The 23583-nt window shown below is 75.7% G+C and carries 23 protein-coding genes; 11 read left to right on the forward strand and 12 right to left on the reverse strand.

Annotation, left to right across the window (positions count from 1 at the left end; translation table 11 throughout):
- The first annotated feature begins 2 nt into the window (after window positions 1–2).
- The 4 genes from KW076_RS02475 to KW076_RS02490 all read left to right on the forward strand — a co-directional run bounded on the left by KW076_RS02475 (window position 3) and on the right by KW076_RS02490 (window position 5630).
- Window positions 3–1793, forward strand: coding sequence for a glycerol-3-phosphate dehydrogenase/oxidase (locus KW076_RS02475; RefSeq protein ID WP_224356085.1), 1791 nt, complete (start codon window positions 3–5; stop codon window positions 1791–1793).
- A complete protein-coding gene (gene glpK, locus KW076_RS02480) occupies window positions 1790–3394 on the forward strand; it encodes a glycerol kinase GlpK (RefSeq protein ID WP_224356086.1) in 1605 nt (534 codons plus the stop codon). Before KW076_RS02475 ends, glpK begins: the two co-directional genes overlap by 4 nt.
- Window positions 3391–4791 (forward strand): glutaminase A, encoded by a 1401-nt coding sequence (gene glsA, locus KW076_RS02485; protein WP_224356087.1) that lies wholly within the window; start codon window positions 3391–3393, stop codon window positions 4789–4791. The genes glpK and glsA overlap by 4 nt, the downstream gene beginning before the upstream one ends.
- A gap of 137 nt (window positions 4792–4928) precedes the next feature.
- The gene (locus tag KW076_RS02490; protein WP_224356088.1) at window positions 4929–5630 is read left to right on the forward strand and encodes a Pr6Pr family membrane protein; all 702 of its coding nucleotides are present in this window, start codon (window positions 4929–4931) and stop codon (window positions 5628–5630) included.
- A 44-nt stretch (window positions 5631–5674) separates the two neighbouring features.
- On the opposite strand, the gene KW076_RS02495 is transcribed toward KW076_RS02490, so the two are convergent.
- The 8 genes from KW076_RS02495 to KW076_RS02530 all read right to left on the reverse strand — a co-directional run bounded on the left by KW076_RS02495 (window position 5675) and on the right by KW076_RS02530 (window position 12989).
- Window positions 5675–6400, reverse strand: a complete 726-nt coding sequence (locus tag KW076_RS02495; RefSeq protein WP_224356089.1) for a GNAT family N-acetyltransferase — start codon at window positions 6398–6400, stop codon at window positions 5675–5677.
- Between the two features lie 191 nt (window positions 6401–6591).
- Window positions 6592–6975, reverse strand: coding sequence for a YciI family protein (locus tag KW076_RS02500; RefSeq protein ID WP_224356090.1), 384 nt, complete (start codon window positions 6973–6975; stop codon window positions 6592–6594).
- Between the two features lie 45 nt (window positions 6976–7020).
- Window positions 7021–7674: an SDR family oxidoreductase gene (locus KW076_RS02505; RefSeq protein ID WP_224356091.1), complete on the reverse strand. Its 654-nt coding sequence runs from the start codon at window positions 7672–7674 to the stop codon at window positions 7021–7023.
- 77 nt (window positions 7675–7751) lie between these two features.
- Window positions 7752–8837: a siderophore-interacting protein gene (locus KW076_RS02510; protein WP_224356092.1), complete on the reverse strand. Its 1086-nt coding sequence runs from the start codon at window positions 8835–8837 to the stop codon at window positions 7752–7754.
- The gene (locus KW076_RS02515) at window positions 8834–9757 is read right to left on the reverse strand and encodes an ABC transporter ATP-binding protein (RefSeq protein ID WP_224356093.1); all 924 of its coding nucleotides are present in this window, start codon (window positions 9755–9757) and stop codon (window positions 8834–8836) included. Before KW076_RS02515 ends, KW076_RS02510 begins: the two co-directional genes overlap by 4 nt.
- Window positions 9754–10860, reverse strand: coding sequence for an iron chelate uptake ABC transporter family permease subunit (locus KW076_RS02520; RefSeq protein WP_224356094.1), 1107 nt, complete (start codon window positions 10858–10860; stop codon window positions 9754–9756). The genes KW076_RS02515 and KW076_RS02520 overlap by 4 nt, the downstream gene beginning before the upstream one ends.
- Window positions 10857–11894 (reverse strand): FecCD family ABC transporter permease, encoded by a 1038-nt coding sequence (locus KW076_RS02525; RefSeq protein ID WP_224356095.1) that lies wholly within the window; start codon window positions 11892–11894, stop codon window positions 10857–10859. The genes KW076_RS02520 and KW076_RS02525 overlap by 4 nt, the downstream gene beginning before the upstream one ends.
- A gap of 9 nt (window positions 11895–11903) precedes the next feature.
- Window positions 11904–12989, reverse strand: a complete 1086-nt coding sequence (locus KW076_RS02530) for an ABC transporter substrate-binding protein (RefSeq protein WP_224356096.1) — start codon at window positions 12987–12989, stop codon at window positions 11904–11906.
- 127 nt (window positions 12990–13116) lie between these two features.
- On the opposite strand from KW076_RS02530, the gene KW076_RS02535 reads away from it, so the two are divergent.
- The 3 genes from KW076_RS02535 to KW076_RS02550 all read left to right on the forward strand — a co-directional run bounded on the left by KW076_RS02535 (window position 13117) and on the right by KW076_RS02550 (window position 15856).
- Window positions 13117–13863 (forward strand): ubiquinone/menaquinone biosynthesis methyltransferase, encoded by a 747-nt coding sequence (locus tag KW076_RS02535; RefSeq protein ID WP_224356097.1) that lies wholly within the window; start codon window positions 13117–13119, stop codon window positions 13861–13863.
- A 296-nt stretch (window positions 13864–14159) separates the two neighbouring features.
- Window positions 14160–14894 carry a response regulator transcription factor gene (locus KW076_RS02540; protein ID WP_286670240.1) on the forward strand — a complete coding sequence of 245 codons (735 nt, stop codon included), beginning with the start codon at window positions 14160–14162 and terminating at the stop codon, window positions 14892–14894.
- 551 nt (window positions 14895–15445) lie between these two features.
- Entirely contained in the window at window positions 15446–15856 is a 411-nt protein-coding gene (locus KW076_RS02550) for a WGxxGxxG family protein (RefSeq protein ID WP_224356098.1), read from the forward strand.
- A gap of 131 nt (window positions 15857–15987) precedes the next feature.
- Here the strand turns inward: KW076_RS02550 and KW076_RS02555 are convergent, their stop codons facing one another.
- Window positions 15988–16875, reverse strand: coding sequence for an ArgP/LysG family DNA-binding transcriptional regulator (locus KW076_RS02555; RefSeq protein WP_224356099.1), 888 nt, complete (start codon window positions 16873–16875; stop codon window positions 15988–15990).
- A 96-nt stretch (window positions 16876–16971) separates the two neighbouring features.
- Here KW076_RS02555 and KW076_RS02560 point away from each other — a divergent pair, with 96 nt between their 5' ends.
- Window positions 16972–17769, forward strand: coding sequence for a LysE/ArgO family amino acid transporter (locus KW076_RS02560; RefSeq protein WP_224356100.1), 798 nt, complete (start codon window positions 16972–16974; stop codon window positions 17767–17769).
- Window positions 17770–17793: 24 nt separating this feature from the next.
- A complete protein-coding gene (locus tag KW076_RS02565) occupies window positions 17794–18246 on the forward strand; it encodes an NUDIX hydrolase (protein ID WP_224356101.1) in 453 nt (150 codons plus the stop codon).
- 82 nt (window positions 18247–18328) lie between these two features.
- Here KW076_RS02565 and KW076_RS02570 read toward each other — a convergent pair whose 3' ends face one another.
- Entirely contained in the window at window positions 18329–18877 is a 549-nt protein-coding gene (locus KW076_RS02570; RefSeq protein WP_224356102.1) for a hypothetical protein, read from the reverse strand.
- A gap of 56 nt (window positions 18878–18933) precedes the next feature.
- Between KW076_RS02570 and KW076_RS02575 the strand changes: the two genes are divergently transcribed.
- Window positions 18934–20823 (forward strand): ABC transporter ATP-binding protein, encoded by a 1890-nt coding sequence (locus KW076_RS02575; protein ID WP_224356103.1) that lies wholly within the window; start codon window positions 18934–18936, stop codon window positions 20821–20823.
- 84 nt (window positions 20824–20907) lie between these two features.
- Here KW076_RS02575 and KW076_RS02580 read toward each other — a convergent pair whose 3' ends face one another.
- Window positions 20908–21684, reverse strand: coding sequence for a hypothetical protein (locus KW076_RS02580; protein ID WP_224356104.1), 777 nt, complete (start codon window positions 21682–21684; stop codon window positions 20908–20910).
- 12 nt (window positions 21685–21696) lie between these two features.
- On the reverse strand, window positions 21697–22530 hold the full coding sequence (locus tag KW076_RS02585) for a VOC family protein (protein WP_224356105.1): 834 nt from the start codon (window positions 22528–22530) through the stop codon (window positions 21697–21699).
- Window positions 22531–22572: 42 nt separating this feature from the next.
- On the opposite strand from KW076_RS02585, the gene KW076_RS02590 reads away from it, so the two are divergent.
- Window positions 22573–23553 (forward strand): hypothetical protein, encoded by a 981-nt coding sequence (locus KW076_RS02590; RefSeq protein WP_224356106.1) that lies wholly within the window; start codon window positions 22573–22575, stop codon window positions 23551–23553.
- Window positions 23554–23583: the final 30 nt, after the last annotated feature.

The following is a 23583-nucleotide window of genomic DNA, read 5'->3' on the forward strand; positions in this document are numbered from 1 at the left end:
CCATGCCCACGCTGCGCACCGTCGAGCTCTCCCCGGCCACCCGTGCCGACCACCTGGCGCGGCTGCGCGCCGCGGACGCCGACCACCCCCTGGACGTCCTCGTCGTCGGCGGAGGCTCCGCCGGGGTGGGCGCCGCGTTCGACGCCGCCACGCGCGGCCTGGACGTCGGGATCGTCGACGCCGGCGACTGGGCCGGCGGCACCTCCTCCCGCTCCTCCCGGCTGATGCATGGCGGCCTGCGCTACCTGGAGATGTTGGACGTCAAGCTCGTCTACGAGGCCCTGCGTGAGCGGGACCTGCTGCTCACCCGCACCGCCCCGCACGTGGTGCGCCCCCTGCGGTTCGTGTTCCCGCTGGAGCACGCCCGGGACCGCGGCTGGATCGGCGCCGGGGTGGGCGTGTACGACGCCATGCAGTCCGTCGGCCGCCGCCGCGCCGTGGGCGGGCACCGCCACCTGGGGCGGAAGGCGCTCGCGGAGACCTTCCCGGGGCTGGACCCGGAGGCGGCCGTCGGCGCGGTGGAGTACGCGGACGCCCAGTTCGACGACGCGCGGCTCGCCCTGCTGCTGGTGCGCTCCGCGGTGGACCTGGGGGCGGCGGCGCTGAATCACGCGCCCGTCGTCGGGTACCTCAAGGACGGCGCCGGCGCCGTGGTGGGCGCGCGCGTGCGGGAGTCCCTCACGGGCGAGGAGCTGCAGGTGCACGCCCGTGCGGTGATCCTGGCCGGCGGCGTGTGGACGCAGGAGCAGCAGGAGCTGGCCGGCGTGGACGGCGGCCTGGAGGTGCTCGCCTCCAAGGGCGTGCACGTCACCGTGCCCCGGGAGCGGATCGCGGCGGAGCCGGGCGTCGGGGTGATCACCCGCACGGAGAAGTCGGTGCTGTTCGTCATCCCCTCGGACGAGCACTGGATCATCGGCACCACGGACACCCCGTGGCGCCAGGACGTGGACCACCCGGCGGCGACGGCCGCGGACGTGGACTACGTGCTGGAGCACGCCAACGCGGTGCTCTCCGAGGACCTCACGCGCGCGGACGTGGTGGCGGTCTACGCGGGGCTGCGCCCGCTGCTGCAGCCGGCCGCGGGCGCGGACGACGCGTCCACCAAGGTCTCCCGGGAGCACACCGTGACGGAGCTGGCCCCGGGGCTGACGGCGGTGGCCGGCGGCAAGTGGACCACCTACCGGGCCATGGCGGAGGACACCGTGGACTTCGCGGTGCGGGACCTCTTCCCCACGCGCCCCTCCCTGACGGCGCACACGCCGGTGCTCGGCGGCCTGGGCTACGCGGAGATCGCGGCGCGAGCCGCGGAGATCGCGGCGGAGCGCGGGTTCGACGCCGCCCGCGTGGACCGGTTGCTGCGCCGCTACGGCACCCTGCTGCCGCACGTGCTGGCCCTGGTGGACGCGGACCCGGCCCTGGGCGAGCCCCTGCCCGGCGGCGAGGCCTACCTGCGCGCGGAGGTCGTCTACGCGGCCCGCGCCGAGGGCGCCGTGCACCTCGACGACGTCCTGGAGCGCCGCCTGCGCCTGTCCACCGAGGTCCCCGACCGGGGCGCCGACGCCGCCTCCGAGGCCGCCGCACTCGTCGCGGACGTCCTCGGCTGGGACGCCGCGCGCCGGGACGCCGAGGTCGCCGCCTACCGGGCGCTGGTCGCCGCGCGCCGCCGCGCGGAGGGCCTGGACGACGACGCCGCGGCCGCCGCCGAGCTGGCCGCCGCGGGCGAGCGGGCCGGCGTCGTGCCCGTGACCTCCCGGGAGACCGTGACCCCCGAGGAGAAGGGGGGCGCCCGATGAGCGCGCCGCGGTACGTGATGGCGATCGACCAGGGGACCACCTCCACCCGGGCGATCCTCTTCGACCACGCGGGCGACGCCGTGGCCACCGGGCAGTTGGAGCACGCCCAGCACTTCCCGCGCGCCGGCTGGGTGGAGCACGACCCGCTGGAGATCTGGCGGAACACCCGCGAGGCGATCGGCCAGGCGCTCTCCCGCGCGGACGCCACCCGGGACGACGTCGCCGCGATCGGCGTCACCAACCAGCGGGAGACCGCCGTCGTCTGGGACCGGACGACGGGGCGCCCCGTGCACCCGGCCATCGTCTGGCAGGACACCCGCACCCAGCACCTGTGCGAGCGGCTCGGCGGCGACGCCGGCCCGGACCGCTGGCGCGAGCGTACCGGCCTGCCCCTGGCCACCTACTTCGCCGGGCCCAAGGTCGCCTGGATCCTCGAGCACGTGGACGGCGCCCGCGAGGCCGCCGAGCGCGGGGACCTGCTGTTCGGCACCACCGACTCCTGGACCGTGTGGAACCTCACCGGCGGCGTCCTCGGCGGTCAGCACGTCACGGACGTCACCAACGCCTCCCGCACCCTGCTGATGGACCTCGAGACCCTCGAGTGGGACGCGGAGATCGCCGCCGAGATGGGGATCCCGGGGGGCATGCTCCCGCGGATCGTCAGCTCCTCCGCCGAGGTGGGCCACGCCGCGCCCACCTCGCTCCTGGGCGGGGTGCCGATCGCCGGGATCCTCGGGGACCAGCAGGCCGCCCTGTTCGGGCAGGCCTGCTTCGAGGCCGGGCAGGCCAAGAACACCTACGGCACCGGCAACTTCCTGCTCGTGAACACCGGTGCGCGGCCCGTGCGCTCGCGGCACGGCCTGCTGACCACGGTGGCCCACCGGATCGGGGACGAGCCGCCCGCCTACGCCCTCGAGGGGTCCGTGGCCGTCACCGGCTCCCTGGTGCAGTGGCTCCGGGACAACCTCGGCCTGATCCGCGACGCCGCCGAGGTGGAGGAGCTGGCCGCCGGCGCCCCGGACAACGGCGGCGTGTTCGTGGTGCCCGCGTTCTCCGGCCTGTTCGCCCCGCACTGGGACCCCACCGCGCGCGGCACCATCGTGGGCCTCACCCGCTACGCGGACCGCCGCCACCTGGCCCGCGCCGTCCTCGAGGCCACCGCCTTCCAGTCCCGCGAGGTCCTCGACGCCGTCCTCGCCGACGTCGCCGAGGCGGAGGAGGGCGCCGGCGTCGTGGGAGGGCTGACCGAGCTGAAGGTGGACGGCGGCATGGTGGCCAACGACCTGCTCATGCAGTTCCAGGCCGACGTGCTGGGCGTGCCCGTGGTGCGCCCGGAGGTCACGGAGACCACCGCCCTGGGCGCGGCCTACGCCGCTGGGCTGGCCGTCGGCTTCTGGGCGTCCACCGCGGAGCTCGCCGCGCACTGGTCCGAGGACCGCCGCTGGGAGCCCGCCATGGACCCCGAGCGCGCCGCCCGCCTGTTGCGCCTCTGGGCGCGCGCCGTGGCGCGCTCCCGCGGCTGGATCGACGACGACGTCGAGGCTCTCGCCGCCGAGACCCGCACCGCCCCCGACGCCACCCCTGCCGGAAGGACCCCGTGAAGCATCCCGTCCCCGACTACCTCCAGCACCTGGTGGACTCCCTGCGGGAGGACCGCCGCGGCGCGCTCGCCGACTACATCCCCGTCCTGGCGCAGGCCGACCCGGAGCGCCTGGGGATCGCCCTGGCCACCGTCACCGGGCGGCTGCACTCCGCCGGCGACGACGAGACCGAGTTCACGATCCAGTCCGTGTCCAAGCCGTTCGCGTACGCGGCGGCGCTGCAGGACCGCGGCCTGGATGCAGTGGACGCCCGGGTGGGGCTGAACCCCTCCGGCGAGGCGTTCAACGAGCTGTCCCTGGAGGCCGAGTCCAAGCGCCCGGACAACGCGATGATCAACGCCGGCGCCCTGGCCGTGCACCAGCTGCTGGTGGGCCCCTACGCGGGGCGGCAGGAGCGGCTCGACCGGCTGGTGGGGTTCATGTCCACGCTGGCGGGCCGGCGTCTGGAGATCGACCGGGAGACCTTCGAGTCGGAGATGGCCACCTCGGACCGCAACCTGTCCCTGGCGCACATGCTGCGCAGCCACGGGATCATCCAGGACCGGGCCGAGGACGTCGTCGCCGGGTACATCGCCCAGTGCTCCGTGCGGGTGACCGTGCGGGACCTGGCCCTGATGGGCGCGTGCCTGGCCTCCGGCGGCGTCCACCCGCTGACGGGCGAGCGCGTGCTGCCCTCGCTGGTGTGCCGGCAGGTGCTCTCCGTGATGTCCTCCTCCGGCATGTACGACGCCGCGGGCCAGTGGCTCGTGAACGTGGGCATCCCGGCCAAGTCGGGTGTCTCCGGCGCGGTGCTGGGGGCGCTGCCCGGCCAGGTGGGGCTGGCGGTGTTCTCCCCGCGCCTGGACGAGGTGGGCAACTCGGTGCGCGGGGTGGAGGCGTGCCGGCGGATGTCCGAGGACATGGACCTGCACCTCATGGAGGGCGACTCCCTGGGCGGCACCGTGGTGCGGTTCGCCCGCCGGGAGGGGGACACGGTGCTGCTGCACCTGCAGGGCGTGATCCGGTTCGGCGGGGGCGAGGCCGTGGTCACGGCCATGACGGACCTGGGCACCGGCGCGGCCGGTGGGGGTCGCGCGGCCTGGTCCGAGCACGACTACCCCGAGTGGGAGGACGCCCCCCACGGGGACGTGGCCGCCGAGGCCGGGGACCGCCGCCCCGTCGACGCCGCCGACCCGGAGGCCGCCCGCGCCGCCGCCACCGGGGACGGCTCCGTCCACGAGGCCGCGGCGTGCGCGGTGGCCGAGGACGGGCTGCCCATCCGCACCGTGGTGCTCAACCTCGAGCGTGTGGACCGGGTCACCGCGGTGGGCCGGCGGCTGATCGACGAGGGCGTGGACCGGCTGCGGGCCGACGGCGTGGCCGTGGAGGTCGTGGACCCGGACGGCCTGCTCGGCTGAGGGCGCGCGGCCGGGCCGGTGCGGATGTGAGCCGCCCGGCCCGGCGACGTGTTTCCCCTCTCACCCTCTTCTGTTCACCTGGTGTTCATGTTTGAATGGTCGGCACTCCCCGACCCGACCACTCCCGAGGAACACCCATGCCCGCCTGGCTCGCGCGCTTCACGCGCCCCCGCCCCGCCCCCCGGCCCTCACGCGCCGCCCGGGCCGGCTGGTGGGCCGCCGGCGCGCTGCCGCTGGTCGGCTGCCTCACCTCCTTCCCCATCGGGGCGTCCAAGCCGACCATGGTGATCCCCGGCGTCGGCTACCACGGCGGCTTCGAGGCCGGCTGGCAGCACGCGCTGAACCAGCCCGCCTACTTCACGTGGCTGTCCAACGCGATGGTGGCGGGCACCTCCCTGACGCTGGCCGCGCGCCGTGACGCCCCGACGTCGGACGCGTTCTGGGCGCTGCGCACCGCCGGGCTGGGCTCGGTGATGGTCACGGGCATCGTCTACAACGCGGTGCTGCGCGGCATGGAGCAGGACACCCTGCTCTACCGGTTCAACGACGCGGTGCAGCACGTCGTGAACCCGGTGCTGGCGCCCCTGGTGTGGGCGGCGTTCGACCCCCGCGGGCAGATCACGTACCGGCGAGCCGGGCTGGCCGCCGTCGTGCCGCTGATGTGGGCGACGGCCACGCTGGTGCGCGGAGCCCGGATCGACTGGTACCCCTACCCGTTCCTGGACGTGCCGCGCCTGGGCTGGCGGGGCGTGGGCGCGGCCGTGTCGGTGGTGCTCGCCGGGTTCTCCGCCGTCCTGGGACTGCTCGGCCAGGTGGACCGCCGGCTCGGCACCCGCTGAGCCGGGCCCGCCGGCGGCGGGGCGCCGTCAGCCGTGCGCGGCGGTCAGCCGTCCTGGCGGGCGAGCCACTCCCGGCGCAGGATCCCCATGCCGAGGGAGTCGATCCAGCGGCCGTCCTGCCACAGGGCCTCCCGCATGGTGCCCTCGCGGACGAAGCCGAGCTTCTCGTAGACGTGGATCGCGCGCGGGTTGTGCTCGAACACGTCCAGGCTCACGCGGTGCAGCTCCACGGTGCGGAACGCCCAGTCCAGGGCGAGGGTGAGGGCGGCGGTGCCGATGCCGCGGTCGGTGGCGCCGGTGATCCACAGGCGCAGCGCGCAGGAGATGTTCGGCGGATCCAGGTCCATGAGGACCATCTCCCCGACGATCGTGGCGTCCTCCTCGATGACCCACACGGCCCGGTCGTCCGCCACGGACCACGCGTCGTAGTCCTCGGCCAGCTTCTCCGGGGAGCCCCACGGCTGGATCTCCCCGGAGACGATCCTGTCCGCGCGCGCCGAGCTGTGGGTGGAGCCCGTGAGCAGGAGGGTCTCCCGGTCCTGGAGCAGCGGGTAGAGGGCCGCGGCGTCGTCGGCGCCGGCGGGGCGCAGGGTGATGCGCCCGTCCGTGAGCTCCGGCGGGGAGTAGAACAGGGCCTGCACGCGGGTGGGCTCGGAGGGGCGCCGCTCGTCCGGGCCGGCGTCGTCCGCGGGGGCGCGTCCGGGGTCGGCGGTGACGGCGACGGTGGGCGCGGCCTGGGGCGATGCGTCGACGCTGGGGTCCGGTGTCATGCCCCTATGGGACCACACGGGGAGCGGGCCCGGTCGCCGGCCTCCCGCCTGGAGCGGGTGACCAGGCGACCTGGGTGCAGTACTGCCACGTATCTCCCGCTGTGCCTGGCAGTACTGCGCCCAGGTGGGGTACTGCGCCCACGTGGCGCGGGGCGGAGTGAACGAGGTCGCGGCCCGCCCGCCCTCCGGGCTCACCCCTGCAACCGGCGGACCTCCACGGGCTGGCCGCACGCATAGGAGCCCTGCGCGGCGAGACCGCGGGCGGCGGCGTCGTCGGCGGCCTCCACTATCCAGTACCCGCCGAGGGCCATGTCCCCCTGGGCGAGGGTGCCCTCGCGGACCTCGGCCTGCGCGGCCGCCTGCCCGGCGTCGGACGCGGCGACGGCGTCCACCACGCGGGCCTCCCCCGGCGGGGTGAGGCCGCCCGCGGCGACGAACGCGCCGGAGCCCATCAGCATCCGGTTGAAATCGTCCACGCGGGCGAACGCGGCCTGCATGTCCTCCTCGGACTCGTAGGCCGTGCCGGCGGCGTGCACGCCCGGGGCGTGCCACACCGTGATCATGTACTGGCTCATGCGGTCATCCCACCACAGCGGCGGGCGCCGTCACAGGCGGGCCGGTCAGCGCCGGAACACGTCGTCGACCGGGGTGTCCCCGTCCACGAACTCCACCTGCCGGCCGATCGACGCCCCGGAGTCCACCGCGGCCGCGATCATCCGTGCCACGTTGCCCCGCGAGGTCCCCGGCAGCTCCTCGGACGGCCCCTGCGGGTCCACCTGGACCCGGCCCGTCGGCTCGTCCAGGGTGAGCGCGCCCGGGCCCAGGATGGTCCAGTCCAGGTGTGAGCCGCGCAGGTGCTCGTCCGCGGCCGCCTTGGCCTCGGCGTAGGCGAAGAAGGAGCTGTCCTCCGGCACGCCGTGGTGCACGGACGCCCCCCGGTAGGACACCATCACGTAGCGCCGCACGCCGGCGGCCCGGGCGGCGTCCATCGAGGCGATCGCGGCGTCCCGGTCCACCGCGTAGGTGCGCTCCGGGTCCCCGCCGCCGGCCCCCGCGGACCAGACGACGACGTCCCGGCCCCGCATGGCCGCCTCCAGCTCGGCGGGGGAGGAGTGCTCCACGTCCAGCACGAGCGGCTCGGCGCCGGCGGTGCGGACGTCGTCGGCGTGCTCCGGGTTGCGGATCGCCGAGGTGACGGTGTGGCCGGCGTCGGCCAGCAGGGGAGCGGTCAGCAGGGCGATCTTGCCGTGGCCGCCGATGATCAGGATGTCCATGAGGGGCTCCTTCGCAGGTCGGGTGTGGTCCTGCTCGGCACAGCGTCGGCGCGGGGCGGGGTATTCCGATCCCGCCCTCAGCTCTCCGCCTGCCCCTGCCGCCAGTAGCCCATGAAGGAGACGTTCTTCTTCGGGATGTCCCCGCCGTCCACGGCCAGCCGCCGCAGCGCCCGCACCATGCCGGACTCCCCGGCCAGGAACACGTACGTGTCCGGGCGGTCCACGCCGGTCACGGGCTCCAGGTCCGCCAGCGTCCACTCGCGGGCCGCGCCCTCCGCCGGCGGGGCCTCCACCACTCCATCCACGCCCACGACGCCGGCCCGCGCCGTCCCGCTCAGCCCCAGGAGGGCGCCCAGCCGGGCCTGCGCCCATGCGCCCACCGGCCGCCCGGGGGCGGTGCGGCCCACGTGCAGGCGCACCCGCCCGTGCTCGGCCACGTCCAGGGGGCGGGACTCGTCCCACGGCTCCGGCACGGCCAGGCGCTCGGCGATCAGGTCGGCGAGCTCCGCGTCCGCGGGCAGCTCCAGCACCAGGTCCGCCTCGCCGTCGAACCCGCCGAAGGGGTCCGCGAGCTCCTCCGCCACGGAGAGCAGTGCGGGGGCCGCCGTCGCGTCCCCGACGGCCAGCACCCGCCGGGCGCCGGTGTCCCGCCAGCCGGCCCACGCGGGCGCCTCCCCGGTGGGCACCAGCACGTTCACGGACTCGCCCGCGGCCACCGTGCGCGCCCAGCGCAGCCCGGGGCCCTGGTGCGGGTCGGCGGCGTCGTCGGGGTCGCCGTGGAGGACGACGTCGATGGTCAGCGCCGGCACCTCCCGCCCGTCCACGCGGGTGCGGCCGGCCGAGCGCACCGTGTAGGTGCGCATCCAGCCGCGCTCGTCCTCCGGCACGGCCGTGAACCCGGCCCGGAACCCCGCGGAGAGGTCCGGGTCTGCGGACACCCCGCCCGGCGGGGGCACGAGCACCTTCACGTAGGCGTCCCGGCGCGGGCGCGAGCCCCGGTAGATCGCGTGCAGGTCCGGCACGCCCGGCGGCAGGGTGCCCAGGAGGTCCGCGCTTGCGTGCTCCAGGTCCTCGCCGGCCAGCACGATCCGCCGGAACCCCCGGCACGGCTGGGACGTGGAGACCACGCGTGTGTGCGCCACGAACATCGCCTCGGTGCTCATGCCCGGTCCCCCCTCCCGCGTGGCAGCACCACGGGGTGGCCGAGCAGCGGGTCGGGGACGACGTCCGCGTCCAGCCCGAACACCTCCGCGAGCACCTCCGGGACGATCACCTCCGCGGGCGTGCCCGTGGCGACGACCCGGCCCCCGGCCATCGCCACCACGTGGTCCGCGGCCCGCGCGGCTAGGGAGAGCTCGTGGAGGACGGCCACCACGGTCGCCCGGGGCGGGGGCCCGGCCTCTGTTCCGGCCCCGCCCCCGACGACGCCGCCCGCCGCCTCCACCGTCCGGGCGCCCACGGCCCGCGGGTCGGGCAGGGTGCGGACGAGGTCCAGGACCTCCACCTGGTGCGCGAGGTCGAGGTAGCTGGTGGGCTCGTCCAGGAGCACGACGGGCGTCTGCTGGGCCAGCACGAGCGCCAGCCAGGCGCGCTGCCGCTGGCCTCCCGAGAGGGTCGCCGCGTCGCGGGCGGCGAGGTCCACGAGGCCGGTGCGCGCCAGGGCGGCGGCCACGGCGGCGTCGTCGCCGGCGGCGCGCCCGCCCAGCAGGCCCCGCCAGGGGTGGCGGCCGCGCTCCACGAGCTGCGCCACCGTGAGGCCCTCGGGGGTCACGGGCTGCTGCGGCAGCAGGGCCACGGTGCGGGCGTAGTCCCGCGCGGACATGCCCGCTGCGTCCCGGCCCAGGACATCCACGGTGCCCGCGCGCAGGGGCAGCTGCCGGGTGAGCCCGCGCAGCAGCGTGGACTTGCCGCAGCCGTTGGCGCCGATCACCGCGGTGACCTGCCCGGCGGGCACGTCCAGGTCCACGGGGCCCACCGTGGGCGGCGCGGACGCCGGCCCGTAGGAGAGCTCCACGCCGCGCAGGCGCAGGGCGGGAGCCGGGGCGGTCGAGGGGGCGGCGGGGGTCGGGGGCGAGGAGGTCATCGGGTGCCTTCCGAGGAGCGGCCGGCGCGCAGCAGCAGCGCCAGCATGAGGGGGGCGCCCGCGGCGCCGGTGAGCACACCCGTGGGCAGGGCGGCGCCGTCGGCTATGAGGCCCAGGGCCTCCGTGCCGAGCACGTCCGCGAGCAGCACGATGCCCGCGCCGGTCAGGGCGGCGGCCGGCAGGGACGGGCGGCCCCGCGTCAGGCCCAGGGCCAGGGGCGTGGCCAGCAGGGCCACGAAGGACAGCGGGCCCACCGTGGCGGTGGCCGCGGCGGCCAGCACGGCGCCCACGGTCAGCGCGAGGGCCGCGGTCGTCCTGGGCCGGGCGCCGAGCGCGTGGGCGAGGTCGTCTCCGACGTCCGCCGGGGCCAGCCGCCGGTGCAGCCAGCCTGCCGCCGGGAGGGCGAGCGCGAGCACGGCGGCCAGCAGCCCGATCCGCCCCCACGTCACCCCGTTCAGCGAGCCGGCGATCCACCGGGTGGCGGAGGCCAGGTCGTGCTCGGAGAGGCTCAGCATGGCCCCGGACACGATCGCCTGGCCCGCCGCGGCCACCCCGACGCCCGCCACCACGAACCGCTGCCCGCCCACCGAGCGGGCCGCCAGCAGCACCGCCGCACCGGCCGCCAGCGCGCCCAGCAGGGCCGCCCCGGCCCGGGCCAGGTCGGAGGAGCCGCCCGCCTGCCCGGCGGAGGCCGTCAGCGTCAGCACGACGCCGGCCGCGGCCCCGGCGGTCGTCCCCAGCACGTCCGGGGAGGCCAGGGGGTTGCGGAGGGTGCGCCGGTAGAGGGCGCCGGCGGCGCCGAGGGCCGCGCCGGTGAGGGTGGCGGCGACCGCGCGCGGCAGCTTCTCCTCCCACACGATGAACGAGGCCCCGGCGATCCGCTCGCCGCCGAGAATCCGCACGAGGTCCGGCACGGTCACCTGGTAGGTGCCCCACGTGACGCGCAGCAGCATCAGGCCCGCCGTCAGCACCGCCAGGCCCAGCACGACGCCGGCCACCCGGCGCGCGTCGGCCCGGCGCAGGGCCCGGACGGTCTCCGGGGCGTCCCCGCCCGGCGCGGCGTCGCGTCGGCCCGGCGTCGTCGTCTCCCGCCGCGCGCTCACGAGCCCAGCCCCGTCCGGCGCAGGAGGACGAGCAGCACGGGCACGCCGAGCAGCACGGTGGTGACGCCGAGGTGGATCTCTGCCGGGGCGATCACCAGCCGGCCGAGGAGGTCGGCGGCCACCAGCAGGACGGCGCCCCACAGGGCGGAGCCGATCAGCAGGGTGCGGGTGCCGCCGGGGCGCAGGCGGCGCAGCGCGTGCGGCACCACCAGTCCCACGAAGCCCACGGGCCCGGCCAGCGCCACCGCGGCGGCGGTCAGCAGGACCACCGCCGCCAGCAGCAGGGCGCGGGTGCGCCCGGGGCGGGCGCCGAGGCCGTGGGCGAGGTCGTCGCCGAGGGCCAGCGCGTCGAGGCCCCGGGCCGCGGCCAGCGCCAGGACGATCCCCAGGCCGATCACCGGCGTGAGCAGGGCGGCCTCGCCGAGGTCCGCGCGGGCCACGGTGCCCACGGCCCAGAACCGGAACCGGTCCCGCACCACGGGGGAGAGCACCAGCAGGGCGGTGGTCACCGCACCCGCGCCGGCGGTCACGGCCGCCCCCGCCAGCACCAGGCCGATCGGCGTGGGCGCGCCTCCCGCGCCGGCCCCGCGGGAGGCCGCCGCGGCCACGGCGTACACCAGCAGCGCCGCCGCCAGGGTGCCCGCCGCCGCCAGCGCCAGCACCCAGAACGTGCTCCCGGAGACCCCCAGGGCCAGGCCGATCGCCGTGGCCAGGGATGCCCCCGCGGACAGGCCCAGCAGGCCGGGGTCGCCCAGCGGGTTGCGGGTCGCGCCCTGCAGGGCCGCACCCGCCACGGCCAGCGCGGCCCCCACCAGGGCGGCCGTCAGGGTGCGCGGCACCCGGGAGGCGACGGCGGCGGCGTCGACGCCGGCGGGCACACCCTCCCCGGCGAGCATCGCCTGGAGGGTGGTGGCCGTCGTCGTGAGGGGGACGGGGCGCGCGCCGAGCGCGAGCGCCGCCAGCCCTGCCGTGAGGAGCAGGGCCAGCGGCAGCAGCCCGAACAGCAGGGCGCCCCGGGTGGGGGAGGAGGGCATGGGGGAGGGTCAGCCCTTCGCGGCGCGGGCGGCCTCGGCGATCGGCGGGACCACCTTCTCGAGGGCGTAGGGGATGGACAGCGGGGAGATCGCGGAGACGGAGAGGACCTCCTGCTGGTCGACCTGCAGCACCAGCCCGCCCTTCTCCACGGCCGGGATGGCGCCGAGCAGCGGGTCGGCCTCGATCGCGTCGGCCACGTCCGCGGAGGCGGCCCAGGAGACGAACACGTCGGACTCCAGCTCGTCCGCCCGCTCGGGGGACCAGGTGAAGAAGAAGGCGCCGTCCTCCGGTGCGTTCTCCGCGACCACGGGGGCCAGCTCCATGCCGAGCAGCTCGAGGAACTTGGGGCGGTTGTCCGCGGCGGTGTAGATGCTGATCTGGTCGGCGGCGGCTGGGTCCAGGGTGCCGTAGATGAACGAGGCGCCGGCCAGGCCGTCCTCCTCGGCGCCGGCGTCCGCGATCTGCCGCTCCAGGTCGGCGACGAGGGCGGCCGCCTCCCGCTCCTTGCCCAGGACCCGGCCGATCACCTCGGTGGACTGCTGCCAGGAGGTGCCGAACGCGGGGACGTCCTTCGGGTAGGCCACCACGGGGGCGATCTTGGAGAGGCGGTCGTAGTCCTCCCGGGTGAGGCCGGAGTACACGGCCAGGATGACGTCCGGCTTCACGGCGGCGATCGCCTCGGCGTCGATCCCGTCCGCCTCGGACCACTGGACGGGCGTCGGCCCGCCGAGCTCCTTCAGCTTGGCGTCGAACCAGTCGGTGGACTTGTCCGCGTTGCCGCCGAACTCGACGGCGGGCACGCCCACCGGGACCACGCCCAGGGCCAGGGCCACATCCTGGTTCACCCAGGAGACGGTGGCCACGCGCTCGGGGCGGGCGGGGATCTCCGTGGTGCCGTAGACGTGCTCCACGGTCAGCGGGTACGCGGCGGAGCCCGAGGCCGACGACGACGCGGCCGCCGAGCCCGCGGAGGAGGCGGGGCTTGAGGAGGGGACGGAGGACCCGGCGGGGCCCGTGGAGCACGCGGCGAGCAGCAGGGCCAGGCCGGAGCCGCCGGCGGCGAGCACGGAGCGGCGGGACGGGGACTGGGGCATGGAGGGCCTCTCGGGAGGGGTTGTCGGATGGACGGGCCGATTAGGTGATGCGCGTATGCGCTAATCCGAGAGGTTAGCCTAGCCTAAGTTCACGGTGCAAACGTGCTGCGCCCGCTACCGTGGAGGGGTGAGCGAGACCTCCCCCTCCCCCCTGCCGCGCCCCGCCTCCCTGGCCCACGACGCCGACCACGGCGCGCGCGTGTCCGGCATGTTCGACGCGATCGCCGGCCGCTATGACCTCATGAACACGGTGATGACGTGGGGGCAGGAGCCCCGCCTGGTGCGCCGCACCGTGGAGCGCGCCAACGTCCCCGCCGCCGCGCGCGTGCTGGACCTGGCCACCGGCACCGGCGACCTCGCCCTGGAGATCCTGAAGCAGCACCCGGACGCGCACGTCGTCGCCGCGGACTTCGCGCCCGAGATGATGGAGGTGGGCAGGACCCGCCCGAACGGGGACCGCATCGAGTGGGTGGAGGCGGACGCCCTGGCCCTGCCCTTCGCCGACGGCGAGTTCGACTCCCTCACCCACGGCTACCTGCTGCGCAACGTCGCGAATATCCCCGCCGCGCTCGCCGAGCAGTTCCGCGTGCTGCGCCCCGGCGGCTGGGTGGCCGCCCTGGAGACCTCCCCGGCGCCGGACAACCTGATCAAGCCGTTCTCCAGCTTCTACATGCACCGGATCATGCCCCGCCTGGCGCGCCTCATCACGGACAGGGCGGAGGCCTACGAGTACCTCTCCTCCTCCACCCGGGCGTTCCACACGCCCGAGGAGATCGCCGGGATGCTCGCCGATGCCGGGTTCGTGAACATCGGCCACGAGCTGCACATGTTCGGCACGCTGGCCACGCACTGGGCCATGAAGCCCCTCGACTGAGCCCTCCCGCGCCCGGCTGATCTTCTGAGGGCGCTGAAGCAGACCTGCGTGGTGCACCATCGGGTGAGCGCAACGTCGTAAAGTAACGATCCGGCTACGGCTCGGCCGCCTCATCCCCGGTGGCCCGGCACGTCGCCCGGAGAGCTGCCCGCCGGAGTCCATCCCCCCCCCGTCCGGCCCCGGCCCTCCGCGCCCGGGGGCGCCCGCCTCCGGGGACCAGGGATCGGACACGGTCCCGCAACGGACAAGGACACCTCTCCGTGACCTCTGCAGAGCACACCGTCTCTCCCGCCTCCATGGCCGAGCTGCGCGAGTCCCTCCCGGACCTGACGCACCAGGACGGCTCGCCCGTCCGCGTCCTCGTGGCCGACGCCGAGGGCCTGGAGGCCGACCTCCTCTCGATGGGCTACTCCCTGCTCGGCTGGGAGACCGTCGTGGCCAAGGACACCGCCGCGGCCGTCCAGGAGGGAACCGCCCGCCGCCCCGACCTGGCCCTGCTGGACGCCGGCCTGCCCGACGGTGGCGGCCTGGAGGTCCTGGCCCGCCTCCGCGCCCACTGGGCCGAGATGCCCGCGATCGTCCTGGCCTCCCCGGCCGAGGCCGAGGACCGCATCGCGGCCCTGCTGGCGGGCGCGGACGACGTCGTCGCCAAGCCCTTCGCCGTCGAGGAGATCCTCCTGCGCTCGCACCACCTGGTGCGCCGGGCCGGGCTGAACGCCTCCACCGGCGAGGAGCTCGTGGTGGGCGACCTGGTGATGAACACCCGCACCCACGAGGTCACCCGCGGCGGCGACCTCATCGAGCTCACCGCCACCCAGTTCAACCTGCTGAAGTTCCTCATGGCCAACGTGCGCACCGTGCTCTCCAAGGACCGCATCCTCCAGGACGTCTGGGGCTACGACTTCGGCGGCCGCGCGAACATCGTGGAGCTCTACATCTCCTACCTGCGCAAGCGCATCGACGCCGGCCGCGAGCCGATGATCCACACCGTGCGCGGCGCCGGCTACGTGATCCGCCCCGCCGAGGGCTGATCCGCCGGACGGGCAGCGGATGGACCAGCCGCAGGTGCTGCGCGACGCCGTCGCGGAGGGCGTGCTCGCGGACCGGGTGGGCGTGGATGTGATCGACGTGGGGGAGCATCACCGCCCCGACTGCGCCGTCTCCCACCCGGACCTGGTGCGCGCCGCGATCGGCGCGCGCACCGCGCGCTCGGGGCCGGCCGGTTCGGCATGGAGCACTCGGACGCCCCCTCCCGCACGCGGCCATGATGCGCTCCATCGAGCTCTACGGCACGAGGGTCGCGCCGCTGGTCCGCGAGATGCTCGAGGCGGGCTGAGGCGGCCCGTCGGCCAGGGGGATCGGGGGCTCTTCCCGGCCACCATCCGGGCGGTCCGGAGGCGGATTCGCCCAGGTCGGAGAGTGATGGATCAACTGAATTCCTTCGGCCCGCAGGGGTTGACGGAACCCCACCCCCCTTTGCATAAGGTGCATGGGTATGACCGAGATGGACGTCGGCGGAACCGCCGCCGGGGTCCGCACCAGAAGCCGGTCGGCGCCCGCCGCCGGCGAGAGGAGAACGATCATGGCTGACATCCGCAAGACCGCCACCGCCCTGACCCTGAGCGCCGCCGTGCTGGTCGGCGCCGGCGCCCCGGCCGCCACCGCCGCTGAGAGCTCGACCGCCCCGGCGACCGAGACCGCCACCACGGCCCCGGCCTCGTCGCAGTCGCCCGAGCCGGAGCAGACGGAGGAGAAGGACGACAACGGCAACTGGGGCCTGTGGGGCCTCGCCGGCCTCCTCGGCCTCGCCGGCCTCGCGGGTCGCGGCAAGAAGCGCGAGGTCGTGCACGCCCAGCCCGTGCGGGAGGCCCCGCGCGTGCAGCCCACCCACACCGAGAACCACCACGTGGACACCACCCGCGTGCAGGACGGCGTGCGCGACGCCGGCCACCGCGCCGGCGGCACCGACGGCACCCCCGGCAACGGCCGCTGATCCCGTCTGTCGGCCCCCGGAAGGCGGGGCCGGCCCGGTGACGCGGGGCCCGGCGCCCCGACCCCCGCGACGGCGGGGATCCGCTCCGGCGGGTCCCCGCCGTCGTCGTGCGTGGAGCCACGCCGGGGCGCTCACCCGGCGGGCGCCGCCGCGGTCACGGCCGCGGTGAGCCGGTCCAGGGCGGGCGTGCCGGCGGACCAGCGCTGCCAGTAGAGCGGCACCTCGGCGGTGCCGAGCTCGGGGACGAGCTCCAGGTCCGGGTGGGAGCCCGCCGCGAGCTCCGGGGGCACCTGCCCGGTGGGCAGCATCCCCCAGCCCAGGCCCATCCCGACGGCGGACGCGTAGGCCCCGACCGACGGGACCAGGTGGTGGGGCGGGCGCGGGACGGAGACGCGCCCCCGGGCCGCGCGCTCCAGCATGGTGCGCTGGAGCCCGTCGCGGGGGCCGTAGTCCACGACCGGCATGGTGGCGACGTCCACGCGGCCGTGGGCGTCTCGGTGGAGGTCCAGGAGGAAGGACGCGGCCACCGCGTGGTACCGCATGGTGCCGATCCGGGTGACGGTGCAGCCGGTGACGGGGGTGGGGTCGTCGGTGACGACGGCCACCACGGTCCCCTGCCGGAGCAGCTCCGGGGTGTGGCCCTGGTCCTCGGCATGCAGGTGGAGGACGACGTCGTCCCAGGTGGCGGCCTCGCGCAGCACCGGGGTCCACCACGTCTCCAGGGAGTCTGCGTTCACGCCCACGCGGAGCGGGGCGCGGCGCCCGGTGCCCCGGCCGAGGGCCGCGAGGGCCTCCTCCTCCAGGGGCAGCGTCTGGCGGGCCAGGCGCAGCATGCGCTCCCCGGCCTCCGTGGGGCGCACGGGAACGGTCCGGGTGAGGAGCACCTGGCCGGTCTGCCCCTCGAGGGCCTTGATGCGCTGGGAGAGGGCGGACCCGGAGATGCCGAGCCAGGCCGCGGCGGCGTCGAAGGTGCCCTCGTCGACGGCGGCGGCCAGGGCGCGGAGGTGGTCGCTGTTCACGGCGGCCAGGGTAGCCCGCCGACCTGAAGGATCGCTTCAGATCCTGAAGGATCCTGCGCTGGAGCGGATCGGGGACGATCCCTACCCTCGTCCCTCGTGACCGTCTTCTCCGCAGGCTTCCTGACCTACCTCGCCCTCATCGTCGCCATCGGCGCGCAGACCCTGTTCCTGCTGCGCCAGGTGGTGCGCGGGGACCGCGCCTGGACGGCCATCGGCGTCTGCTTCCTGTCGGACATCGTCCTGCTCCTGGCCGGCGCGGCCGGGGTGGGCGCCGCCGCCGAGCGGGCCCCCTGGCTGGTCCCCGCGCTCACCGTGGCGGGCGTGGCGTACCTGGTGTGGTTCGGCGTCAGCGCCCTGCGCTCCGCCCACCGGGGCGACCGCACCCTCGCCGGCGCCGCCGCCGAGGTCGAGGACGACGCCTGGGCCCCCACCGCCGAGGAGGTCGCCGCGATGACCGGCAGCCTGCCCGTCGTCGCCGCCGGCCCTGACGCCGGGGCCGACGCCGCGACCGCTCCGGCCGGGACCGGGGGCGGCGTCGCCCTCCGCACCCGCCCGGTCTCGACGACGGCGCCCGCCTCCGCCGCGCCGCGCCCCGCGCTCACCCCGCTGCCGCGGCTGGTGCTGCTCTGCCTCTCCGTCTCCCTGCTCAACCCCCACGCGATCCTCGACGCCGTGGTGATGATGGGCACCTTCGCCCAGGGCTACGGCGCGGACAAGTGGCTGTACGTCGCCGGCGCCGTCGCCTCCTCCGCCCTGTGGTTCCTGGTGCTGGGCTGGGGCGGCGCCAAGCTGGCCCCGCTGATGAACACGCCGCGCACCTGGCGGATCGTGGACGGCGCGGTGGGCGTGGTGGTGCTGGGGATCGCCGGGAAGGTCGCCCTCACCCTGTTCTGAGCCGCCGCGGGGGAGGATGGGGGCATGACCGCTCCCGCCGCCCGCTCGGACGAGCCCGCCGAGATCCGTGTCTCCGCCGTGGTGATCGCCCGCCCGGATCGCAGGGTCCTCACCGTCCGCAAGGCCGGCACCGCCGTGTTCATGTTCCCCGGCGGCAAGCACGAGCCGGGCGAGACGCCGCTGGAGACCGCCGTGCGGGAGACCCGCGAGGAGACCGGCCTGCGGATCCGCCCCGACGAGCTGGTGCACCTCGGCGCCTGGGACACCCCCGCCGCCAACGAGCCCGGCATGGCCCTGCACTCCGAGGTGTTCGCGCTGTGGCGGCCCATGGCCCGGCACGAGGTCCCCGCGGCCGACGACGAGATCGCGGAGCTCCACTGGATGGACCCCGCCGCCCCCGCGGCGCCCGCCGGCGCCGGGGTGGCGCCCCTGCTGCTCCCCGTCCTGGCGCGGGTGGCGGCGCAGCCCCTCTTCTGACCCCGCCCCCGCCCCCGCCCCCAGCGCTTTCGTGCGTGGAACGGACGGCGCGTCGTCCCCTTCCGTGCGTGGAATGGACGCCTCAGCGCCCCGCCGACGCCGCCCCGCCCACACCCCGGCGCGCCTGCACCGTGGCCTGCAGCTCGTCCACGCGGCCGAGCACCCCCACCTGCAGCAGGCCCGGCCAGCCGTGCACCAGCAGGCCGGCCACCACCGCCACCACGCCCCACAGCGGGTGCCCCGCCGCCGCCAGCGCGACCCCCGCCGCCGCGTGGAGCACCGCGGACAGCCCGTGGTTCAGCAGTCGCCCCACGGCCTCCCGCCGGAACGCCAGCACGTCCGCGCGGGAACGGATCCTCCGGCGGATCCGCGCGTCGGAGCCCGCGACCCGCAGCTGCCGGGCGAGCCACCAGGTGTGGGCGCGGGCGGCCAGGGCGCGCAGCCGGCGCAGCCGCCGCCAGGGCAGGTCCACCACCGCCCGGGTCGGCACGCCGTAGAACGGCCCGAAGCCCACCGTGGCCGCCGTCAGCACCGCCACGTAGGCGCCCGGGGACGCCGGCACCACCTGCCTGAACCCCCACGCCAGCAGCGTCACGACGGCGACGGCGGCGCACACCGCGGGGATCCTCATGGCCGGTGACTCTACCGGCGGGGTGCCGGCCTCCCGCGGCTGTCTACCCTTGAGCGGTGAGAGCCCTGCTGCGCATCCTCCGGTTCGCCCCCCAGCTCAACCCCCTCTACCTCGGCATCGCCGTCTGCTCGGTGCTCGCCGCCGCGCTGTCCCTGGCCACCCCGTTCCTCATCGGCGCCGCGACCAACAGAATCGTTGACGCGATCGCCGGCCGCAGCACCCTGGACGACGCCGTCGCCGCCGTGACCTGGCTGGCCCTGGCCTTCCTCGCGGTCGAGGTGGCGACCACCGCCGTCGTCAGCGTGGGCGGCTACTGGGGTGACGTCATGGCGGCCCGCATGCGCGCCGCCCTCTCCGGCCGGTACTACGACCACCTGCTGCACCTGCCCCAGCGGTACTTCGACACCGCGATCACGGGGCGGATCGTCAACCGGCTGAACCGGTCCATCACGGAGCTCACCCAGTTCCTGCAGTTCTTCTCCAACAACGCGTTCACCATGCTCATCACCACGGCCGCCGTGCTGGTGATCACCGCGTTCTACTGGTGGCCGCTGGCCGTGCTGCTGGCCGTCGTGTTCCCCGTGTACATGTGGCTCACCGCCAAGACCTCCGCGAAGTGGCAGGGCTGGGAGGGGGAGAAGAACACGGAGGTGGACATCGCCTCCGGCCGCTTCGCCGAGACCGTCGCGCAGATGAACGTGGTCCGCGCCTACAACCGGCAGGACCACGAGCTCGCCGGGTTCACCGAGCGGTTCAGGCGCACCGTGGGCATCACGCGGAAGCAGTCCCGGTTCTGGCACGGCATGGACGCCGGCCGCCGCCTGGCCCTGAACCTCGTGTTCGGCGTGATGTACCTGATCGTGTTCGTCCGGACCGCCCGGGGGCTGTTCTCCGTGGGTGACATGGTGATCCTCCTGCAGCTGATGAACATGGCCCGGCAGCCGATCTTCTCCATGAGCTACCTCGTGGACTCCGCGCAGCGCGCCGTCGCCGGCTCGAAGGACTACTTCGGCGTGCTGGCCGAGGAGCGCGAGCGGTCCGGCGGCGCGGCCCTGCCGGCCGGCCTCGGGTCCGCGGAGGCGCCCACGACGACGACGGCGACCGGCGTCGTCGTTCGGGACCGGGCCGAGGCGCCCACCGGGGCGCCGGTGCGGGCGGGTGCGGACGTGCCGGCCGTGCGCTTCGCGGACGTGACCTTCGCCTACGACCCGGAGGCCGAGCGCCCGGTGCTGGACGGCGTCACGTTCGACATCCCGCAGGGGGCGAAGGTGGCGCTCGTGGGCGAGTCCGGTGGCGGCAAGTCGACCCTCGCGCACCTGCTCATGGGCCTGTACCCGGTGGGATCGGGGCGGGTGGAGGTGTTCGGCCGGGACGTGGCGGGCCTGGACCTGGCGGTGCTGCGCGGGCAGGTGGCCGCGGTGTTCCAGGAGCCGTTCCTGTTCTCCGGGACCATTCGGGAGAACATCGCCTACGCGGACCCGGACGCCTCCGGCGAGCGGGTGCGGGCGGCGGCGAAGGCCGCGTTCGCGGACGGGTTCGTGGAGGAGTTCGAACACGGGTGCGAGCAGCTGATCGGCGAGCGCGGCCTGCGGCTTTCCGGCGGGCAGAAGCAGCGGATCGCGGTGGCCCGGGCGGTGCTCAAGGACGCGCCGGTCCTCGTGCTGGACGAGGCGACCTCCGCCCTGGACACCAAGTCCGAGCGGCTCGTGCAGTCCGCGCTGGACGACCTCATGGTGGGCCGGTCCAGCCTGATCGTGGCGCACCGGCTGAGCACCATCGCGTCCGTGGACCGGATCGTGACGCTGCGCGGCGGGCGCGTGCAAGAGGTCGGGACGCCGGCCGAGCTGGCCCAGTCCGGCGGGATCTACGCGCAGCTGCTGCGCCTGCAGAAGGCCGGCACCAAGGAGGCTCGGAAGCTCCTCAAGGAGTACGGCCTCTCCGGCTGACCCCCGCCGTTTTCGTGCGTGAAGCGGACGGGCTCAGGACCACTCTCGTGCGTGAAACGGTCGGCGCCGAGCGGAGGCGCGGTGTCAGCGGCCCTGGAGCACTGCCAGGCGGCCGGCCTCGAGCGGCGCCACCTGGAACTCGTAGCGCACGGCTCCGTCCACGATGTGCTCCGGGCGCACCGTGTGGCGCACATCGATCGGCGTGCAGCCCAGGCTGGAGGCGATCGCCGCGTGGGTCTCGCCCGCCACGACGTCCACTCCGGCGGTCTCCTCGTCCCGCCGCGGCGAGGTGTACTCGCACAGCAGCACCAGCCGGTGCGTGACGCCCGGGCCGGAGACCGGCACCGTCAGCACCCCCGGGTTCCTGAGACTGTCCTGGTCGGCGGGGAGCACGGCCTCGGCGACGACCGGCTCGGTCTTCGGGTCCCAGCCGCCGAGGTCGGGCATCCGCGGGTCGGAGCCGTCCGCCTGCCAGGCGTCGGTGGTCCGCGCCCAGGCGTCGAAGGTCGTGCCTCCGCCGCCCGTCTCGAACAGGGCGGCGGGCAGCGTGACCACCGCGTGCCGCGGCACGGCCGTCGCCTCGGAGGAGGCGGCCGCCTCGTGGGACGCCCGCGCGGAGGCCGCCCGGTCGTCCCCCTCTGCGGCCGCCCGCGCATTCGAGAGCGGCTCGGCGCTCTCGGGGGCATCGATCTCTGCGCCTCCGCGCACCACGTCCCCGGCGGCGGAGGTGGTCTCGGACGCCGCGGCGGACGACGCCGCCTCCTGCGGCCCGCCCGTGCAGCCGGTGAGGCCCAGCGCCAGGGCGAGGGCCGCCGTCGTGAGGGGGAGGAGGGGGCGGCGCGTGCGCGTCCTCGGGTCCATGGCGTCGGCGGCTCAGCCGCGTGCCGGCGGCTGGTTCAGCTGGAAGGTGGCGCCCGCGGGGTCCACCACGGAGGCGACGACGCCGAACGGCGAGTCCATCGGCCCGTCCACGATCCGGCCGCCCTTCTCCTCGACGACCTTCACGGACGCGTCCATGTCCGTGGTCTGGAAGTACACCCGCCAGTGGCTCGGCACGGCCTCCGGCAGCCATGCGGCGGCGTCGCAGAGGCCCGCGGTGGCCTGCTCGCCGGTGTGGTCCGTGGCGTAGGCCGGCATGCCGTCCTCGTCCGGCGCGGCGTCGTCCTGCTGGCCGTCCGGGCCCATGGGGACCACGTCCCAGCCGCAGACGGCGCGGTAGAACTCCGCGTCCGCCGCGAAGTCCTTGGACATGACCTCGAACCACACGGACGTGCCGGGGGTCAGGGGGAGGTCGTGGCCGGAGAACTCGCCCGGCTGCCAGAAGCCCACCGCCTCGCCGCCGGGGGTCATGGCCAGGGCCATGGAGCCCAGCTCGCCGACGGGCATGGCCTCCACGATGACCTGGCCGCCGTGTTCGGCGACCAGGCCGAGGGTCCGGGCGATGTCCTCGGTCTTGAGGTAGACGGTCCAGGCGGCGGGCTGGACGGGGCCGCCGGAGAACTGCGCGGACAGCTCGCCGTCCATGGCGCCGCCGATCACCGCGTCGCCGGCCCGCACCATGGTGTAGTGGCCGTAGTCCTCGCCCTGGTCCTGGAAGGTCCAGCCGAAGAGGGCCGAGTAGAAGGCCTGCTGCGTGGCGAAGTCGCCCGCGGAGTAGTCGATCCAGATGGGGGAGCCGGAGGGGATGGCGGTGTGCTGTGCGCTCATGCGCCCAGCATGCGCCAGCGGGGCCCGGGGGACAATGGCCGGATGAGCCCCGCCCGTCCCCACTCCCCGTCCGCCGCCGCCTACCCGGGCCTGGCCTGGGACGTCGTCGTGAGCGCGGAGGAGGTCGGCGACGCCGACGACGACTCCCTCGACCTGCTGGAGATCACCCGCGACCGCATGCTGGACGAGGACTGGGACGTCGCCGTCGGGCTGACGGGCCACGCCCTCGTCCAGGGGCCGCACACGCTGCGGTCGCAGGTGTCCCCGGTGCACGCGGCGGGCGTCGTCTCCCTGGACCTCGCGGACGGGGGCGCGCGGGAGGCGGTGGAGGACGTCGTCGCGCGCGTGCTCGGCCTGGACCCCGACGACGGCGCCCCCTCCGCCGGGGAGCGCACCGCCGCCGTGGCCCGCGCCCGGCAGCGCGCCGAGGACGTGGAGGCCCGCGCGGACGAGTCCGGGGCGTCGTTCACCTGGCGGGTGCTGCGTGCCAACGCGCGCCTGCTGCTGGGCACGGTGCGGGGCAACCGGCCGTGGCTGCTGGCCGTGTCCCTGACCCGTTCCATGTCCACGGCCCTCGCGGCCGGCGCCCTGACCCTGCTCACCACGGACCTGTGGATGCTCTCCGCCGCCTACGACGGCGTGCAGATGTCCCTGCTGGGCCTGCTGGCGGTGGCGGCCGTGAGCCTGTCCCTGGTGGTCGGCGCGAAGCTGTGGGAGCGTCCGCGCCGCGCCGCCGAGCGGGAGCAGGTGGCCGTGTTCAACCTGGCGACCGTCCTGACGGTGGTCATCGGCGTCCTCGTGCTCCACGCCCTGCTGATGCTGGCCGCCCTGGCGGGGGCGCTGCTGCTCGTGGACGGGGACGTGTTCACGGAGGTCACGGGGGAGCCGGCCAGCCCGTGGCAGTACGCCAAGCTCGCCTGGTTCGTGGGCGGGCTCGCCACGATCGGCGCCGGCCTGGGCGCCGGCCTCGAGGACGACGACGACGTCCGCGAGGCCATCTTCACCCGCGGCGCGACCCGCTGAGGGGCGCGCCGCGGGGAGGAGGCGGAAGAG

The sequence above is a fragment of the Micrococcus porci genome (genome assembly GCF_020097155.1).
Classification (GTDB): domain Bacteria; phylum Actinomycetota; class Actinomycetes; order Actinomycetales; family Micrococcaceae; genus Micrococcus; species Micrococcus porci.

Bases quoted from the DNA above. Each gene is read 5' to 3' on its own strand.
- KW076_RS02475 (WP_224356085.1), top strand. From the start codon at position 3: ATGCCCACGCTGCGCACCGTCGAGCTCTCCCCGGCCACCCGTGCCGAC.
- glpK (WP_224356086.1), top strand. From the start codon at position 1,790: ATGAGCGCGCCGCGGTACGTGATGGCGATCGACCAGGGGACCACCTCC.
- KW076_RS02490 (WP_224356088.1), top strand. From the start codon at position 4,929: ATGCCCGCCTGGCTCGCGCGCTTCACGCGCCCCCGCCCCGCCCCCCGG.
- KW076_RS02495 (WP_224356089.1), bottom strand. From the start codon at position 6,400: ATGACACCGGACCCCAGCGTCGACGCATCGCCCCAGGCCGCGCCCACC.
- KW076_RS02500 (WP_224356090.1), bottom strand. From the start codon at position 6,975: ATGAGCCAGTACATGATCACGGTGTGGCACGCCCCGGGCGTGCACGCC.
- KW076_RS02505 (WP_224356091.1), bottom strand. From the start codon at position 7,674: ATGGACATCCTGATCATCGGCGGCCACGGCAAGATCGCCCTGCTGACC.
- KW076_RS02510 (WP_224356092.1), bottom strand. From the start codon at position 8,837: ATGAGCACCGAGGCGATGTTCGTGGCGCACACACGCGTGGTCTCCACG.
- KW076_RS02515 (WP_224356093.1), bottom strand. From the start codon at position 9,757: ATGACCTCCTCGCCCCCGACCCCCGCCGCCCCCTCGACCGCCCCGGCT.
- KW076_RS02525 (WP_224356095.1), bottom strand. From the start codon at position 11,894: ATGCCCTCCTCCCCCACCCGGGGCGCCCTGCTGTTCGGGCTGCTGCCG.
- KW076_RS02530 (WP_224356096.1), bottom strand. From the start codon at position 12,989: ATGCCCCAGTCCCCGTCCCGCCGCTCCGTGCTCGCCGCCGGCGGCTCC.
- KW076_RS02540 (WP_286670240.1), top strand. From the start codon at position 14,160: ATGGCCGAGCTGCGCGAGTCCCTCCCGGACCTGACGCACCAGGACGGC.
- KW076_RS02550 (WP_224356098.1), top strand. From the start codon at position 15,446: ATGGCTGACATCCGCAAGACCGCCACCGCCCTGACCCTGAGCGCCGCC.
- KW076_RS02565 (WP_224356101.1), top strand. From the start codon at position 17,794: ATGACCGCTCCCGCCGCCCGCTCGGACGAGCCCGCCGAGATCCGTGTC.
- KW076_RS02570 (WP_224356102.1), bottom strand. From the start codon at position 18,877: ATGAGGATCCCCGCGGTGTGCGCCGCCGTCGCCGTCGTGACGCTGCTG.
- KW076_RS02580 (WP_224356104.1), bottom strand. From the start codon at position 21,684: ATGGACCCGAGGACGCGCACGCGCCGCCCCCTCCTCCCCCTCACGACG.
- KW076_RS02585 (WP_224356105.1), bottom strand. From the start codon at position 22,530: ATGAGCGCACAGCACACCGCCATCCCCTCCGGCTCCCCCATCTGGATC.
- KW076_RS02590 (WP_224356106.1), top strand. From the start codon at position 22,573: ATGAGCCCCGCCCGTCCCCACTCCCCGTCCGCCGCCGCCTACCCGGGC.